Below are 15,613 nucleotides of genomic sequence, written 5' to 3'. Positions count from 1 at the left end.
AAAACAAACGTGATTTTAACCGCACTTTATTTTTGATAGTGCGGAAATCAACTTAATAAAAGGAGTATTACTATGAGAAAATTAGTATTAGGTAGTCTTGTCGCTGTATTGCTATCGGGATGTGCAACGGCGCATCAGCAAACTGAACAGGAAAAAGCGTTGGTGGGGGATTGGATTTGTCATGTGAAACCCGCCGCCAAGGCACCTTTGCCAGTTGAGCATTTTGATTATGTCACTTATCGAGCGGATCAAACTGTGCTTCTACGCGGTATTTCACAGATTGATACAAAAGAAGGCTGGATGCGTTATTTATTGCAAGCTAAAGCTAAATGGCAGGCGAGTGATGGTAAGTTAAGTTATGATTTTACCGATCGTCTATTTAAAACAGCCCATTCACCACAAGTCGCGAAAATTATTGAACAATCTCCAGAATTTAAAGAATTAGATAAGGAATTTGTTTCACCTTGTGATCGTTGTGGTGATCATTTGGATATGAAGATTAAAATGAAAAGTCCAACAAGGATGACAAATTTTAATACTTATACGAAAGAAACCAGCCAATGCCGTAAACTCGGTGCTGGTGAGAAAACAAAAGAAGTTAAATTAATTGAAAAATTAGTGAAAGAAAAAGGCTCGATTTAGATAAATGAATGTTTTTCATTGTAATAATGAAAAATATGGTCGAAATTTTTGATTAAGTTTTTGCCTAGAAACAGGTAAACTATACACAAATAATGCAAACAACGAGGAAAACACAATGTTTAAAAAAAGTATGAACATCGCTGATTACGATCCGGTTCTATGGCAAGCCATTCAGGACGAAAATCGTCGTCAAGAAGAGCATATCGAGCTTATCGCGTCTGAAAACTATGCGAGTCCACGCGTAATGGAAGCGCAAGGTTCACAGTTTACTAACAAGTATGCTGAAGGCTACCCAGGTAAACGTTACTACGGCGGTTGTGAGTACGCAGACATTGTCGAGCAGTTAGCGATTGATCGTGCTAAAGAGTTGTTTGGTGCGGATTATGTAAACGTACAACCACATTCTGGTTCACAAGCTAATGCGGCGGTATATGGTGCATTAATCAATGCGGGCGATACCATTTTAGGGATGGATTTAGCACACGGTGGTCACTTAACCCACGGGGCGAAAGTGAGTTTCTCCGGTAAAATCTATAATTCTGTACTTTATGGTATCACTGCTGATGGTTTAATTGACTATGAAAATGTGCGTCAAAAAGCATTAGAGCACAAACCAAAAATGATTGTGGCGGGTTTCTCTGCTTATTCTCAAGTGGTAGATTGGAAAAAAATGCGCGAAATCGCGGATGAAGTAGGCGCGTATTTATTTGTGGATATGGCGCACGTTGCAGGTTTAATCGCAGCAGGTTTATATCCAAACCCATTACCATACGCACATGTTGTCACAACAACTACCCATAAAACCTTAGGTGGTCCGCGTGGTGGTTTAATCCTTTCTTCTTGTGGTGATGAAGAGCTTTATAAACGCTTACAATCTTCTGTTTTCCCTGCAAACCAAGGTGGTCCATTAGTTCACATTATTGCGGCGAAAGCGGTATGTTTCAAAGAAGCGTTAGAACCAGCTTATAAAGAATACCAAGCAAACGTGATTAAAAATGCGAAAGCAATGGTAGAAGTGTTTAAACAACGCGGTTATGACGTGGTTTCAAATGGTACAGAAAACCATTTATTCTTAGTGAGCTTCATCAAACAAGGCTTAACTGGTAAAGCAGCGGATGCCGCGTTAGGTAAAGCGAATATCACAGTGAATAAAAACTCTGTACCAAATGATCCACAAAAACCATTTGTGACCTCTGGTATTCGTGTCGGTACACCAGCAGTGACTCGTCGTGGTTTTAATGAACAAGACTGTCGTGAATTAGCTGGCTGGATGTGTGATGTATTAGATGCATTAGGCAAAGAAAACGAAGAACAAGTGATTGCAGCAACCAAAGAAAAAGTATTGGCAATCTGCAAACGTCTTCCTGTTTACGCAAGCTAATTTTTAATCGTTGTTAAAAGAAACGGTGACATCAATAAAGGATGTTGCCGTTTTTTATTTCAATTTTTTTATGATTTATAGGGAAAGGCTAATTAGTTGATGTTATAGTGCTATTTTTCTGAGTAATTGAATAGTTGAATAAAATACTATATTATTTGGTAGCTCAACTAAACGATAAATATATTAATTCTTCAGCCTAAAAAGCCCGGGTAAAAACCAGTCTCCATTATGCTTACTTAAATTGCCACGATAGTGGTTTAACGGTGCTGAGCCTATTATCCAATTTAGTTAAAAATCCAACCGCACTTTCGATTCAATTGAAATACATTTATCTCCCAAAGGAAGTCCCATGTTTAAAACATTATTAAGTTTATTTCGCTCGACTGACAAAAATAGTCTTGAAGCCTTAAAGCAACATGCAGAACAAGGTGATGCAGAGGCAATATATCAGTTGGGGAGAGTATATGCTCTTGGTAAAGGGGAAGAAGTCGATTACGATAAAGCGATGACGTTATATCATCGCGCGAATGCATTGGGTTATCCATTGGCGGCAAATAATATTGGTGCGCTTTATGATAATATGGGCGAACCTGAAAAATCAGTGGAATGGTTTGAGCAAGGCATTCGTCAAGGCGATAAACGAGCGACAATTAGTTTGGGACGATTCTATCTTTTAGGCATTGGCGTGGAGCAAGACACATTTAAAGGCATGCAAATGCTAGAGAAATATGACAATCATGGGCTTGCTTCATACCTCTTAGCGCAGGTATATGATGGCGTTATAGGATATGAAGTTCCAATTAATTATCCTAAAGCATTAGAATATTACTTGCTTGCTGAGAAGAATAAACAAGATTTAACCAATGAAGATTTAATGACGCTTTATAATAACCTTGGGACGCTCTACAACGCTCACGAGGATATTCCAACCAATTATGTTGAAGCGCAAAAATACCTAACCAAAGCTGCTGAAATGGGGCTTCCCCATGCAATGTATGGTTTAGCAAATTTACACGGTTTTAAAGGGGATAAAAAGCAAGCCTTCAAATGGTATTTAAAAGCTGCTGAAAATGGCTTAATTGATGCCTATTACTATGTTGGTAATGCTTATAAAAGAGGTGAGGGCGTTCAACAAGATAGCCAGAAAGCCCTGAAATGGCTAGAGCTAGCAGCAGAATACCAAATGAGGGATGCGGCTAGGGAATTGGCTGAGATTTACCAGGATGGGCTAGGTAATGTGCCACAAAATTTAGAAAAAGCTCAAGAGTTTTATCTACTTGCAAAAGAAGCTGGAGAGGATGTCGAACGCTCAATGCAACAGCTGCAAAGTCGTCTTGCTGTGCGTGATGATTTTGGTGCATTACTTGAACGAGCTAAAGAAGGCAATCTTGAGGCACAAAAGGATTTAGCGATGGCTTACGTTCGAGGGGATGAAATTGAACAGAATAATGAAGAAGCCTTTAAATGGTATAAAGCCGCTGCGGAACAAGGTGATGCTGATGCACAAAATAGTCTGTACAATCGCTATGCAAAAGGCGAAGGAGTTGAACAAAATAGCGAAGAAGCGATGAAATGGCTACATCGTAGTGCAGAACAAGGTTATGGGCTGGCTTACTATAATTTAGGATTTGAATATAGTTCAGGTGATTTAGTTAGAAAAGATGAATTAGAAGCGATCAAATGGTATAAAAAGGCCGCGAAAAAAGACATTAAAGAAGCTTATTACCAACTTGGATTTCTTTATACTTATAGTGATACCATTAAAGATTACCAAGCTGCGCGGGAATGTTATGAATTAGCAGGCGGAAGTTGGAACGGTGAAGCGCAAAATGAGTTAGGCATTCTTCACTTTAATGGGTTCGGCACACCAAAAGATGATGCCAAAGCTTTTTTGTATTTCCAACTTGCTGCTGAAAACGGCAGTCCTGAGGGAATGTATAATTTAGGTGCGATGTATGACAATGGCTTTGGCACAAAACGCAATAGCAAACTTGCCGATCAATGGTTTAAAAAATCCTGTGAAGCTGGATATGAAAAAGCCTGTGAGATGCTATAAAAATAACACCTTACTTGATGTTTGTTCATGCAAAAGGAGAGGCGTAATACCAGATCAATATGTTAAAATGAACTATTATTTTTGATCTTCTTGTTTACGCATAATGCTGATTCAGCTTTTATTGGTGATGTTAGCGGCGGTAAATATCGCTGCTTATTTTTTAATGTGGAAAGACAAAGTCCGCGCGGTTCGTCACGGCTGGCGAATTTCTGAAAATACTTTCTTTCTATTAAGCCTGCTTGGTGGGTTTATTGGTGTTTATTGCGGGATGAAACGCTTTCGTCATAAAACCAAACACTTTAGTTTTAAATTTGTTGTTATTCTCAGTGCTTTTATTTGGTTGATCTTAATGCCTTATTGGTATTTCTTTCTTGAATAATGTTGAGTACAGAATGACTTTCAGTAAGAAAAAAGCCTAGAGAATATCTCTAGGCTTTTTAGTATGCGATTAGACTACTTAAAAATGAGGCGTCGATTTCGACTTTTCTTCACTTGTGAAAGTGTAATTAATCCCAACACAATGACATAGACAGCGAAAATAAATACCAACCATTGCACCATCGTGATGCCGAAAAGTGACCATTGGCTTTCGTTGCAGCTGCCTGTCGGATTGAAGACCGCAGGTAGCCATTTATGGAATGGTAACGTTTCTGGAAAGTTTGGTATAAATTCACATTGTTTCCATGGCGCAGGGTTCATTTGTAAATCAAGGTGACGAATGGAAATCATTAATCCTTTGATTGCACTAAATAAACCCACAATAAGAGCAAGAATGCGGACAATAAGCGAACTAGGGGCTAAGGCGCCGATAAAACCAGCAATAAATAACCCTACCATAGCTAAACGTTCGTAAACACAAAGTACGCAAGGTTGTAAACCCATGCCGTATTGAAAGTAAAGTGCAGTCGATTCTAAGGCAAATGCGGAAAATGCCAAAAAGATCCACGCTGAACGTTTAAGGGATAATTGCTTAAAAAAGTCGAGCATTCTTTCTCCTTATGCTTCATTAAATTGGAAGAATTAAGCCAAGGTTTGCAAGCCAAATCGTCATTCTTGGTAGGATAAATTCGATTGCAAGGAAACCAACTAGCGTTAATACGATAGTGTAAGGCAATGCCATGTAGACCATTCTACCATAAGAAAGTTTAATTAACGGTGCAAGCGATGACGTTAATAAGAACAAGAACGCGGCTTGACCGTTTGGTGTAGCGACAGAAGGTAAGTTTGTACCTGTATTGATTGCTACCGCAAGTAATTCAAATTGGTGCGGTGCAATTGAGCCTGTCGCAAGGGCATGTTTCGCTTCATTGATATAAACTGTTGCTACGAATACGTTATCAGAAATCGCAGAAAGTAAACCATTGAAACCGTAGAATAATGCTAACTGTGTTTTCTCTTCAGAACTTAATACAAAGTGAATAATTGGCGCAAAAAGTTTTTGATCGATAATCACCGCAACGACAGAGAAAAATACGACTAATAATGCAGTGAAAGGTAAACTTTCTTGGAATGCTTTACCAATAGCGTGTTCATCAGTTACACCAGTAAAGGTTGTTGCAAGGATAATCACACTTAAACCAATCATGCCTACAGCCGCTAAATGGAAGGCTAAACCTAAGATCAACCAAACCGCGATAACCGCTTGGACAGAAAGACGAATCTTATCTTGTTTAGACATTTTTTGTGCGTTTTCACGATCTAAATCCGCTAAGACTTGCCATACTTCTTCCGGTAGTTTTTCACCATAACCGAATAATTTAAATTTTTCGACTAAAATACAAGTGAGTAATCCGCAGATAAATACAGGGACTGTCACAGGAGCCATACGGAAGAAAAATTCAATGAAATTCCATTTGGCTTGTTCTGCAATGATTAAGTTTTGTGGTTCACCCACCATGGTCATTACACCACCGAGTGCAGTACCGACACCAGCATGCATCATTAAGCTACGTAAGAAAGAGCGGAATTTTTCGAGAGTTTCGTGATTTTTAATTTTGTTATCATCAGAAATATCAACCGCATCTTGTAGTGTTTTACCAGATGCGACTTTGTGATAAACCCCATAGAAACCCATAGCTACGCTGATAATTACTGCAACAACAGTAAGTGCATCTAAGAAAGCTGAAAGAAATGCAGCACTAAAACAGAACGCGATAGAAAGTACGATTTTAGAACGGATACGGACTAATAACTTGGTGAACACATAAAGCAAAAGTTGCTTCATAAAATAAATACCAGCGACCATGAAGATTAAAAGTAAAACCACTTCAAAGTTTGCCAGGATCTCCGCTTTAACGTGTTCGGCATTCGTCATGCCAATGGCAATGGCTTCAAATGCTAATAAACCACCTGGTTGAAGAGGGTAGCATTTTAATGCCATGGCTAGGGTGAAAATAAACTCAGCTACGAGTAGCCAGCCAGCAATAAATGGGCTGACGAAAAAGAATAAAATTGGATTAATTACCAAGAAGGCAATAATGGTTAATTTATACCAATCTGGACTTGCGCCCAGAAAGTTTTTCATGAATGCTTGTGTGTAAGTCATATCGAACTCCGTTTTTTTATAGTCTTGTCATTGTAATATATACTGCTTTAAAGGATAATAGACCAGTTAAAGATTTATTGAATAAATCACATTTTTTTGATCTTTTTAGATTTTTTTATATTTATTTCATACTCATGCAAACAGATAATACCCTTTTACGGGCTCAAAGCCCAGCCGCTCTTGCCGAAGAATATATTGTTAGAAGTATTTGGGATAATGTATTTCCCGCAGGCACCAATCTTCCTTCTGAGCGTGATTTAGCTGATAAAATCGGCGTAACACGCACCACATTACGCGAAGTATTGCAGCGTTTGGCTCGTGATGGTTGGCTTACCATTCAACACGGCAAGCCGACAAAAGTCAATGATATTTGGGATACTGCAGGTCCGAGCATCATTGAAACCTTAATTACCTTAGATCGCCAAAGTGCGCCGTTAATCATTGAAAATATGTTGTCATTGCGTAGTCGCATGTCAGAATCTTATATTTATGAGGCCGTAAAAAATTCGCCTAAAGCCTCGGTTGCTTTGTTTAAAGGGCTAGATTCATTAGAAAACACCGCTGAAAGTTACATGGAGTTTGACTATGCCTTATTCCGTCAATTTACAGTAATGGCTAATAAACCTTTCTATCGTTTAATTTTTAATAGTTTACGTGGGGTTTATCATAAAATTGGTTTGCTATTCTTTAGTGACGAAAAACATCGTCAAGTGACACATGATTTTTATGTAGAATTGCGTGATATTTGTGAAAGAGGTCAATCCGATTTAGTGGTGGAATGTATTCGTAAACACAAGCAAGTGACTTCCGCTTACTGGCGAGCCATTTTAGAAAGCTTGCCAAAAGATTTAGCAACAGAATAATATTAAAAGTGCGGTTGAAAATGACCGCACTTTTTCCTTATATCAAAGACTCAATATTATGCGTATTCCAAGAATTTATCATCCAAAATCCCTTAAAAATCAATCTACTTGCCAACTTTCAGAGGATGCAGCTAATCACGTAGGACGTGTACTGCGTATGACTGAAGGTGAGCAAATTGAATTATTTGATGGAAGTAATCATATTTATCCAGCAAAAATTATTGAAGCGAGCAAAAAAGCCGTTAAAGTGGAAATTCTTGGTTGTGAATTGAGTGATAAGGAGTCGAATTTATCGATTCATTTAGGGCAGGTTATTTCGCGTGGCGATCGAATGGAATTTACCATTCAAAAATCCGTAGAGTTGGGCGTGAATGTGATTACACCATTATGGTCGGAACGCTGTGGGGTGAAGTTGGATGGTGAACGCATGGATAAGAAAATCCAACAATGGCAAAAAATTGCTATTGCCGCTTGTGAACAATGTGGTCGTAACGTTGTGCCAGAAATTCGTCCGTTAATGAAGTTGCAAGATTGGTGTGCAGAAAATGATGGCGCACTGAAATTGAATTTACATCCAAGAGCCCAATATTCTATTAAAACCTTGCCTTCCATTCCAAAAGAAGGTGTTCGTTTGCTTATTGGTTCAGAAGGTGGTTTATCACCTCAAGAAATTGCTCAAACTGAACAACAAGGATTTACTGAAATTTTATTAGGAAAGCGTGTGTTGCGTACAGAAACAGCCTCTTTAGCGGCAATTAGTGCGTTACAAATTTGTTTTGGAGATTTGGGATAATGATGGATTTACAAGGGCAATTTTTAATTGCGATGCCACAATTGGAGGATTATTTCCAAAATACCGTGGTGTATATATGCGAGCATAATGAGCAAGGTTCGATGGGTTTAGTGATTAATCAACCCACCGATTTAAGTATTGCTGAGTTGTATTCAAAAATGAATTTTATGATGAAAAATGACCGCACTTTTAGCAATGAACTTGTGCTTGCAGGTGGGCCGGTACATTCTGAGCGTGGTTTTATTCTGCATAAGAAAGCCGCGAAAGAATTTGAGCATAGTTATAAAATTACTGATGAGATGTTTCTGACCACTTCGGCAGATATTGTAGAAACCTTTGGTTCAGAGGATGCGCCCGACAAATATCTTGTGGCTCTCGGTTGTGCAAGTTGGACTGCAGGGCAGTTAGAGCAAGAGATTGCGGATAATGCCTGGTTAGTGGCACCTGCTTCAGACACCATTTTATTTGAAACCATTTATGAAGATCGTTATCCTGCAGCGAATCAATTATTGGGGATCAATCCTCATAATTTTGTCTTTTCACAAGTAGGGCATAGTTAATGGGTATCACGGCAATCGCGTTTGATTTTGGCACAAAAAGTATCGGTTGTGCGGTTGGGCAAAGTATTACGGGTACAGCGCAAGCCTTGCCTGCATTTAAAGCCCAAGATGGGATTCCCAATTGGGATGCCATTGAAAAATGTTTAAAGGATTGGAAACCCGATGTTATTGTGGTGGGATTGCCCTTAAATATGGATGGCACTGAGCAAGATTTAACACTTCGTGCGAAAAAATTTGCTAATCGCTTAAATGGTCGTTTCGGGATTAAAGTAGAACTGCAAGATGAGCGTTTAACAACGGTTTCTGCACGCGATGAAATTTTCCAGCGTGGCGGTTATCGTGCTCTCAATAAGGGTAAAGTCGATGGGATTTCTGCTTGTTTGATTTTAGAAAGTTGGTTCGAAAACTATTCAGAATAAGCCAAAAATAAACCGCACTTTAATGTGCGGTTTGTTGTATTGATAGGTTTATTTTTTTATCCAAATCAGACTCGCCATTCGGCCTGTTTTGCCATCTCGACGATAGGAAAAGAAGCTTTCTTTTTCAGTGAATGTGCAATGCTCCCCACCGTAAATTTGGGTGATACCTAATTTATTGAGGCGTTGTGTGGCGATTTGATAAAGATTGCCGAGGTATTTTCCTGATTCATTCGGATCTGGTCGAAAAGCTGTTTCTGCAATTGGGTCAAAAGCCATAAATTGCGTAATCACTTCTTTGCCAACTTGGAATGCATTGGGGCCGATAGCAGGTCCAAACCACGCAATAATCTCTTCGGGGGCTGATTGGAAACATTTCACTGTTTCTTCTAATACCCCATCACAGAGTCCACGCCAGCCCGCATGGGCTGCAGCCACTTCAGTGCCTTGTTTATTGGTGAATAAAACTGGCAAGCAATCAGCCGTCATCACCAAACATACTTGGTTAGGTTGATTGGTGTAAACTGCATCAGCCTCTAAATTATTGCCCTCATAAGGCACTGTGATTACACGAGTGCTGTGTGTTTGAGTTAAAAACAACGGGAAATGTGGCAGATTAAATTTTTCGACCAATAAAGTGCGGTTAGTTTTGACCGCACTTTTATCATCCTCGACATGATCGCCTAAATTGAAACTCTCGAAAGGCGGCAGGCTTACGCCCCCTTCTCTTGTGGTCGTAAAAGCTTGGATGTGTGGTGGAACAGTCCAGTTTGGAACAATGGTTTTCATCTTAATAATCCAATTCGTCTTTGTGTTCGAGATAATCCGCTTTTAAGGCATGAAGTAATTCGACAAAGTCATCTGGCAATGGCGCATACCATTCCATCGTTTCACCTGTAATCGGGTGAGCTAAGCGCAACATAACCGCATGTAAGGCTTGACGTTTAAAATTGCGTAGTACCTCAGTGAAGGCTTCACTTGCGTTTTTAGGGGGACGAGGACGACCGCCATAAGTTTGATCACCTAATAATGGATGTGCGATATGCGCCATGTGCACACGAATTTGGTGAGTCCGGCCTGTTTCTAAACGTAAGCGTAAACGCGTGTAATTACGGAAATTTTCCATAATGCGATAGTGCGTCACAGCCGGTTTACCCATTGGGTGAACCGCCATCAATGTGCGTTTTGTCGCATGACGAGCCATTGGCTGATCTACTGTGCCGCCTTTGGTCATAATGCCACTGGCGACGGCTTCATATTCACGAGTGATTTTGCGTTTTTGTAAGTCACGTACAAGTTTGGTTTGTGCGGGAATCGTTTTAGCGACAACCATGAGACCCGTTGTGTCTTTATCTAAACGATGAACAATTCCTGCGCGCGGTACTTCGGCAATAGGTGGATAGTGATAGAGTAGCGCGTTAAGTACTGTGCCATCCGGATTGCCCGCACCGGGATGAACCACGAGATCTTTAGGTTTGTTAATCACGATAATATCGTCATCTTCATAAACGATATTGAGCGGAATATTTTGTGGCTCAAAACGGTTTTCATCTTCCACTTCTACCGAAATTTCAATTTGCTCTCCACCATAAACTTTTGCACGTGGAATATCGGCAATTTCACCGTTCATTTTTACCTGTTTTGCTTCAATCCAGGTTTTTAAACGCGAACGGGAATATTCAGGGAACAACTCTGCGAGGGTTTGGTCTAAACGCTGTCCCATTTGCTCGGGCTGAATTTCAGCCGTTAAGGTCATTTGTGGCATAAAAAATCCATCTAAAAATTTAAAAAGTTGGCTTATTGTGTAATGTTCTATACAATATTCGTTAATTGTAACTTATTTATTGATTTTCGTAAAAATTAAGGAAAAAAGAATGCGTAAAATAAAATCTCTCGTGCTTATTGCACTTACCTCATTCGCTATTGCAGCTTGTAGCAGTGGTAATAAAGAAGTGGAGCAAGCTTCTGTTGATGAGCTTTATGCAAAAGGCGCGGCTGCATTACAAGAAGGAAGCTATTCTGACTCGATTCGTTATTTAAAAGCAGCGACAGAGCGTTTCCCTGGTAGTACTTACCAAGAACAAGCAATGCTTGATTTAATTTATGCAAACTATAAAACACAAGATTACACAGCAACGTTGGTTACCGTAGATAACTTCTTACAGCAATTCCCACAAAGTCCAAACCGTGACTATGCAGTGTATATGGCGGGTTTAACAAACTTAGCAACGGCCGATAACATGATTCAAGATTTCTTTGGCATCGATCGTGCAACGCGTGAAACAACTTCAATGAAAACGGCGTTTTCAAACTTCCAAAGCTTAGTGCGTGCGTTCCCAAATAGCCCATATTCACAAGATGCAGTAGCGCGTATGGCGTATATTAAAGACTCATTGGCACGTCATGAATTAGAAATTGCGAAATTCTATGCAAAACGTGATGCGTGGGTCGCGGTATCAAACCGTGTAGTAGGTATGTTGCAACAATATCCGGATGCAAAAGCAACTTACGAAGGTTTATTCTTAATGAAAGAAGCATACGAGAAAATGGGTTTACAACAATTAGCGAACCAAACTCAGCAAGTTATCGATGCGAATAAAGATAAACAATTTGCGGAAGTGAAAAAACCGGAAGAATCTGATTTAACTCAACCGGTTAAAAAATAATTCTCGTCCCTTGTGGGACGAGCTTGAATAAGCAAAATTATTCAAATAAAGGCTAGTCAAACTAATCAAATTGAGCTAGTATAAATTTAAAAGATTTCCTGGGGTGTTCGTGGATGGGTTATGTCCCTGAGCCGATACTTAGAACTTTATAAATCGGTTTCCCGCCATTGGTGTGTAGGCTTGACCTTTGACTTCGTCATTGGACTAAAGAAACCTAAAAATGGCCTTACCGGTTTCCTTGGACCGTCGGGTTCAAGGACTACTACTCGTAGCGGCACTCTGGGACCTTCCTTTAAAGTCCATTCTTTCTAATCGAATGAAATCAACACAGCAAACGCTTCGCAATCAACTCCGTCAACAAATTCGTAAAACACGAGCAAATTTGACCGCACTTCAGCAACAACAGGCGGAAGATTCCATCACTCAGCAATCTCTTGCATTAATTGAAGAACGAAATGCGCAGCATATTGCCTTGTATGTTTCCTTTGATGGTGAAATCTCCACAGAGAAACTTATCAAAACCCTTTGGGCACAAGATAAGCACGTTTATTTGCCGGTATTACACCCTTTCAATCCGAATCATCTTTTGTTCTTACGTTATTTGCCAGATACACCAATGCTGAAAAATAAATTTGGCATTTGGGAGCCCAAACTCAATGTGCAAAACGTATTGCCTTTGGATGAATTAGATATTCTTTTTACACCACTTGTCGCTTTTGATAAACAAGGTAATCGCCTTGGCATGGGCGGTGGTTTTTATGATCGTACCTTACAAAATTGGCGAAATTCTTCTTTTATCCCTGTGGGATTAGCCCATCAATGTCAGCAAGTCGAACAGCTTCCAACTGAAGCGTGGGACGTGCCACTTCATCAAATCTTAGTCGCTTAAACCTATCAAGAAGTAAAGTTTGATAGAAAAAATTAAAAATTGTTGATTTTTTCTCTTGAAATACCAAAAAAGGGTCTTATTTAATAACTCGTAAAGGGGATGACCCCAAGAATTTAATCAGGAGAAGATAAGCATATGAATATTGAAAAATTTACCACAAAATTCCAACAAGCACTCAGTGAAGCACAATCATTGGCGCTAGGTAAAGATAATCAGTTTATCGAACCAGTGCATTTATTGACAGCACTTTTAAATCAACAAGACGGTTCAATGGCACCAATTTTAACGACCAGTGGCGTGAACGTGGCATTATTGCGTAATGAATTAAATGCCGAATTGAATAAATTGCCACAAGTGTCGGGTAATGGCGGTGATGTGCAAATTTCCCGTCAATTACTTAACTTATTGAATTTATGTGACAAATTAGCTCAACAAAAACAAGATAAATTTATTTCCAGTGAATTGTTCTTATTAGCTGCGCTTGAAGAGCGAGGCGCATTAAATGACATTTTGAAAAAATGTGGTGCGAAAAAAGAACAAATTTTACAGGCGATCCAACATATTCGTGGAGGACAAAGCGTGAACGATCAAAATGCAGAAGAAAGCAGACAAGCTCTTGAAAAATATACTATTGATTTAACAGCTCGTGCTGAAAGCGGCAAACTCGACCCGGTGATTGGCCGTGATGAAGAGATTCGTCGAGCGATTCAAGTATTACAACGTCGTACCAAAAACAACCCAGTATTAATCGGTGAGCCTGGTGTAGGTAAAACCGCTATCGTGGAAGGTTTGGCACAACGTATTGTTAATGGTGAAGTACCTGAAGGTTTAAAAAACAAACGTGTACTTTCTTTAGATATGGGCGCCTTGATTGCCGGTGCGAAATACCGCGGAGAATTTGAAGAGCGTTTAAAAGCCGTTTTAAATGAGTTATCAAAAGAAGAAGGTCGCGTGATCCTCTTTATTGATGAAATCCATACTATGGTTGGTGCAGGTAAAACTGACGGTGCAATGGATGCGGGTAACTTATTAAAACCAAGTTTAGCGCGTGGTGAATTACACTGTGTGGGTGCAACAACACTAGATGAATATCGTCAATATATCGAGAAAGATGCGGCACTTGAGCGTCGTTTCCAAAAAGTCTTTGTGGACGAGCCAAGCGTGGAAGATACCATTGCGATCTTACGTGGTTTGAAAGAGCGTTATGAGATCCATCACCATGTGGATATTACTGACCCAGCAATCGTGGCAGCTGCAACGCTTTCACACCGTTATATTTCTGATCGTCAATTGCCGGATAAAGCCATCGACTTAATCGATGAAGCTGCTTCGAGCATCCGTATGGAAATTGACTCTAAACCAGAGCCGCTCGATCGTCTTGAACGCCGTATCATCCAATTAAAATTGGAACAACAAGCATTACAAAAAGAAGAAGACGAAGCAAGCCGTAAGCGTTTAGAGATGTTAGAAAAAGAGCTTGCAGATAAAGAACGCGAATATGCTGAACTTGAAGAAGTTTGGAAATCAGAAAAAGCGACTCTTTCAGGTTCACAACACATCAAACAAGAGTTAGATGCGGCAAAAACTGAAATGGAGCAAGCGCGTCGTGCAGGCGATTTAAGTAAAATGTCTGAGCTTCAATATGGTCGCATTCCAGAATTGGAAAAACAACTTGCTGCCGCTGAAACCGGTGAAGGCAAAGAAATGAGTCTATTACGCTATCGTGTGACGGATGAAGAAATTGCGGAAGTACTTTCTAAAGCAACAGGTATTCCAGTTTCTAAAATGATGGAAGGTGAGAAAGAAAAACTCTTACGCATGGAAGAAGAATTGCACAAACGTGTGATCGGTCAAGAAGAAGCGGTTGATGCTGTTGCGAATGCGATTCGTCGTAGCCGTGCAGGGCTTTCAGATCCTAACCGCCCAATTGGTTCTTTCTTATTCTTAGGTCCAACTGGTGTGGGTAAAACTGAGCTTTGTAAAACCTTGGCGAAATTCCTCTTTGATAGCGAAGATGCGATGGTACGTATTGATATGTCAGAGTTTATGGAAAAACACAGCGTATCTCGTTTAGTCGGTGCGCCTCCAGGTTATGTCGGCTATGAAGAAGGTGGTTACTTAACTGAAGCAGTGCGTCGTCGTCCATATTCAGTAATTTTGCTCGATGAAGTGGAAAAAGCACATGCGGATGTATTCAACATCTTATTACAAGTGTTGGATGATGGCCGTTTAACTGATGGTCAAGGTCGTACTGTGGACTTCCGTAATACCGTTGTGATTATGACCTCTAACTTGGGTTCTGATTTAATCCAAGGTAGCAAAAACGAAAGCTATGGCGAAATGAAAGCCTTAGTGATGTCAGTGGTGAGCCAACATTTCCGTCCAGAATTTATCAACCGTATTGACGAAACTGTGGTATTCCATCCACTTGATAAAGAAAATATCCGTGCGATTGCAAGCATCCAATTAGAACGTTTAGCAAAACGTATGGAAACTCGTGGTTACGAATTAGTGTTTACTGAAGCTTTATTAGATTTCATTGGTGAAGTGGGTTACGACCCAATTTATGGGGCGCGTCCATTAAAACGTGCAATCCAACAAGAGATCGAAAACAGCTTGGCACAACAAGTTCTATCTGGTCAATTATTACCAGGCAAAGTAGTCACAATCGATTATGTAGATGGCAAAGTTCAAGCCAAACAATAATTTGTAAAATGAAAGCCATTTAGTGAAAGCTAAATGGCTTTTTTATGCTTTGGTAAAAGATAAAATAGGGTAGAATGACGCTGTGTATTGCGTATA

General features: G+C 39.8%; 15 protein-coding genes and 1 other RNA gene. 12 read left to right on the top strand and 4 right to left on the bottom strand.

Annotated elements, in window-relative coordinates; all coding sequences use genetic code 11:
• Positions 1–72 precede the first annotated feature (72 nt).
• The 4 genes from PARA_RS00810 (at position 73) to PARA_RS00795 (ending at position 4,458) form a co-directional block, all read left to right on the top strand.
• Positions 73–642 (top strand): hypothetical protein, encoded by a 570-nt coding sequence (locus tag PARA_RS00810; RefSeq protein WP_014064106.1) that lies wholly within the window; start codon positions 73–75, stop codon positions 640–642.
• Between the two features lie 115 nt (positions 643–757).
• On the top strand, positions 758–2,023 hold the full coding sequence (gene glyA, locus PARA_RS00805) for a serine hydroxymethyltransferase (protein WP_014064105.1): 1,266 nt from the start codon (positions 758–760) through the stop codon (positions 2,021–2,023).
• 349 nt (positions 2,024–2,372) lie between these two features.
• Positions 2,373–4,079: a tetratricopeptide repeat protein gene (locus PARA_RS00800; protein WP_014064104.1), complete on the top strand. Its 1,707-nt coding sequence runs from the start codon at positions 2,373–2,375 to the stop codon at positions 4,077–4,079.
• 103 nt (positions 4,080–4,182) lie between these two features.
• Complete coding sequence (locus PARA_RS00795; protein WP_014064103.1) at positions 4,183–4,458, top strand: DUF1294 domain-containing protein; 276 nt, start codon at positions 4,183–4,185, stop codon at positions 4,456–4,458.
• A 74-nt stretch (positions 4,459–4,532) separates the two neighbouring features.
• Here the strand turns inward: PARA_RS00795 and dsbB are convergent, their stop codons facing one another.
• Positions 4,533–5,066, bottom strand: a complete 534-nt coding sequence (gene dsbB, locus PARA_RS00790) for a disulfide bond formation protein DsbB (RefSeq protein WP_014064102.1) — start codon at positions 5,064–5,066, stop codon at positions 4,533–4,535.
• A 19-nt stretch (positions 5,067–5,085) separates the two neighbouring features.
• On the bottom strand, positions 5,086–6,624 hold the full coding sequence (gene nhaB / locus PARA_RS00785; protein WP_014064101.1) for a Na(+)/H(+) antiporter NhaB: 1,539 nt from the start codon (positions 6,622–6,624) through the stop codon (positions 5,086–5,088).
• A gap of 134 nt (positions 6,625–6,758) precedes the next feature.
• On the opposite strand from nhaB, the gene fadR reads away from it, so the two are divergent.
• Genes fadR through ruvX form a run of 4 tightly spaced genes read left to right on the top strand, consistent with a single transcriptional unit; the run spans position 6,759 to position 9,259 of the window.
• Positions 6,759–7,487, top strand: a complete 729-nt coding sequence (gene fadR, locus PARA_RS00780) for a fatty acid metabolism transcriptional regulator FadR (protein WP_014064100.1) — start codon at positions 6,759–6,761, stop codon at positions 7,485–7,487.
• 58 nt (positions 7,488–7,545) lie between these two features.
• Entirely contained in the window at positions 7,546–8,280 is a 735-nt protein-coding gene (gene rsmE / locus PARA_RS00775; protein WP_014064099.1) for a 16S rRNA (uracil(1498)-N(3))-methyltransferase, read from the top strand.
• On the top strand, positions 8,280–8,840 hold the full coding sequence (locus PARA_RS00770; RefSeq protein ID WP_014064098.1) for a YqgE/AlgH family protein: 561 nt from the start codon (positions 8,280–8,282) through the stop codon (positions 8,838–8,840). The genes rsmE and PARA_RS00770 overlap by 1 nt, the downstream gene beginning before the upstream one ends.
• Entirely contained in the window at positions 8,840–9,259 is a 420-nt protein-coding gene (gene ruvX, locus PARA_RS00765; protein WP_014064097.1) for a Holliday junction resolvase RuvX, read from the top strand. The genes PARA_RS00770 and ruvX overlap by 1 nt, the downstream gene beginning before the upstream one ends.
• 48 nt (positions 9,260–9,307) lie before the next feature.
• Here ruvX and pgeF read toward each other — a convergent pair whose 3' ends face one another.
• Together pgeF and rluD are read right to left on the bottom strand one after the other, a co-directional pair.
• Positions 9,308–10,045, bottom strand: coding sequence for a peptidoglycan editing factor PgeF (gene pgeF / locus PARA_RS00760; protein WP_014064096.1), 738 nt, complete (start codon positions 10,043–10,045; stop codon positions 9,308–9,310).
• A gap of 1 nt (position 10,046) precedes the next feature.
• Entirely contained in the window at positions 10,047–11,021 is a 975-nt protein-coding gene (rluD, locus tag PARA_RS00755) for a 23S rRNA pseudouridine(1911/1915/1917) synthase RluD (protein WP_014064095.1), read from the bottom strand.
• Between the two features lie 109 nt (positions 11,022–11,130).
• Here rluD and PARA_RS00750 point away from each other — a divergent pair, with 109 nt between their 5' ends.
• The 4 genes from PARA_RS00750 to clpB all read left to right on the top strand — a co-directional run bounded on the left by PARA_RS00750 (position 11,131) and on the right by clpB (position 15,517).
• Positions 11,131–11,922 carry an outer membrane protein assembly factor BamD gene (locus tag PARA_RS00750; protein WP_014064094.1) on the top strand — a complete coding sequence of 264 codons (792 nt, stop codon included), beginning with the start codon at positions 11,131–11,133 and terminating at the stop codon, positions 11,920–11,922.
• 92 nt (positions 11,923–12,014) lie between these two features.
• Positions 12,015–12,212: non-coding RNA, 6S RNA (ssrS, locus tag PARA_RS10215), on the top strand.
• A gap of 26 nt (positions 12,213–12,238) precedes the next feature.
• On the top strand, positions 12,239–12,811 hold the full coding sequence (locus tag PARA_RS00745; RefSeq protein WP_014064093.1) for a 5-formyltetrahydrofolate cyclo-ligase: 573 nt from the start codon (positions 12,239–12,241) through the stop codon (positions 12,809–12,811).
• A gap of 135 nt (positions 12,812–12,946) precedes the next feature.
• On the top strand, positions 12,947–15,517 hold the full coding sequence (gene clpB / locus PARA_RS00740) for an ATP-dependent chaperone ClpB (RefSeq protein WP_014064092.1): 2,571 nt from the start codon (positions 12,947–12,949) through the stop codon (positions 15,515–15,517).
• Positions 15,518–15,613 lie beyond the last annotated feature (96 nt).

This window comes from Haemophilus parainfluenzae T3T1, from assembly GCF_000210895.1.
GTDB lineage: Bacteria > Pseudomonadota > Gammaproteobacteria > Enterobacterales > Pasteurellaceae > Haemophilus_D > Haemophilus_D parainfluenzae_A.
The sequence above is the reverse complement of the archived record's forward strand: the minus strand, read 5'-3'. Positions and strand labels throughout refer to the sequence as shown.

Bases quoted from the DNA above. Each gene is read 5' to 3' on its own strand.
- PARA_RS00795 (WP_014064103.1), top strand. From the start codon at position 4,183: ATGCTGATTCAGCTTTTATTGGTGATGTTAGCGGCGGTAAATATCGCT.
- nhaB (WP_014064101.1), bottom strand. From the start codon at position 6,624: ATGACTTACACACAAGCATTCATGAAAAACTTTCTGGGCGCAAGTCCA.
- pgeF (WP_014064096.1), bottom strand. From the start codon at position 10,045: ATGAAAACCATTGTTCCAAACTGGACTGTTCCACCACACATCCAAGCT.
- PARA_RS00770 (WP_014064098.1), top strand. From the start codon at position 8,280: ATGATGGATTTACAAGGGCAATTTTTAATTGCGATGCCACAATTGGAG.
- rsmE (WP_014064099.1), top strand. From the start codon at position 7,546: ATGCGTATTCCAAGAATTTATCATCCAAAATCCCTTAAAAATCAATCT.
- dsbB (WP_014064102.1), bottom strand. From the start codon at position 5,066: ATGCTCGACTTTTTTAAGCAATTATCCCTTAAACGTTCAGCGTGGATC.
- PARA_RS00750 (WP_014064094.1), top strand. From the start codon at position 11,131: ATGCGTAAAATAAAATCTCTCGTGCTTATTGCACTTACCTCATTCGCT.
- ruvX (WP_014064097.1), top strand. From the start codon at position 8,840: ATGGGTATCACGGCAATCGCGTTTGATTTTGGCACAAAAAGTATCGGT.
- PARA_RS00745 (WP_014064093.1), top strand. From the start codon at position 12,239: ATGAAATCAACACAGCAAACGCTTCGCAATCAACTCCGTCAACAAATT.
- PARA_RS00810 (WP_014064106.1), top strand. From the start codon at position 73: ATGAGAAAATTAGTATTAGGTAGTCTTGTCGCTGTATTGCTATCGGGA.
- glyA (WP_014064105.1), top strand. From the start codon at position 758: ATGTTTAAAAAAAGTATGAACATCGCTGATTACGATCCGGTTCTATGG.
- clpB (WP_014064092.1), top strand. From the start codon at position 12,947: ATGAATATTGAAAAATTTACCACAAAATTCCAACAAGCACTCAGTGAA.
- fadR (WP_014064100.1), top strand. From the start codon at position 6,759: ATGCAAACAGATAATACCCTTTTACGGGCTCAAAGCCCAGCCGCTCTT.
- PARA_RS00800 (WP_014064104.1), top strand. From the start codon at position 2,373: ATGTTTAAAACATTATTAAGTTTATTTCGCTCGACTGACAAAAATAGT.
- rluD (WP_014064095.1), bottom strand. From the start codon at position 11,021: ATGCCACAAATGACCTTAACGGCTGAAATTCAGCCCGAGCAAATGGGA.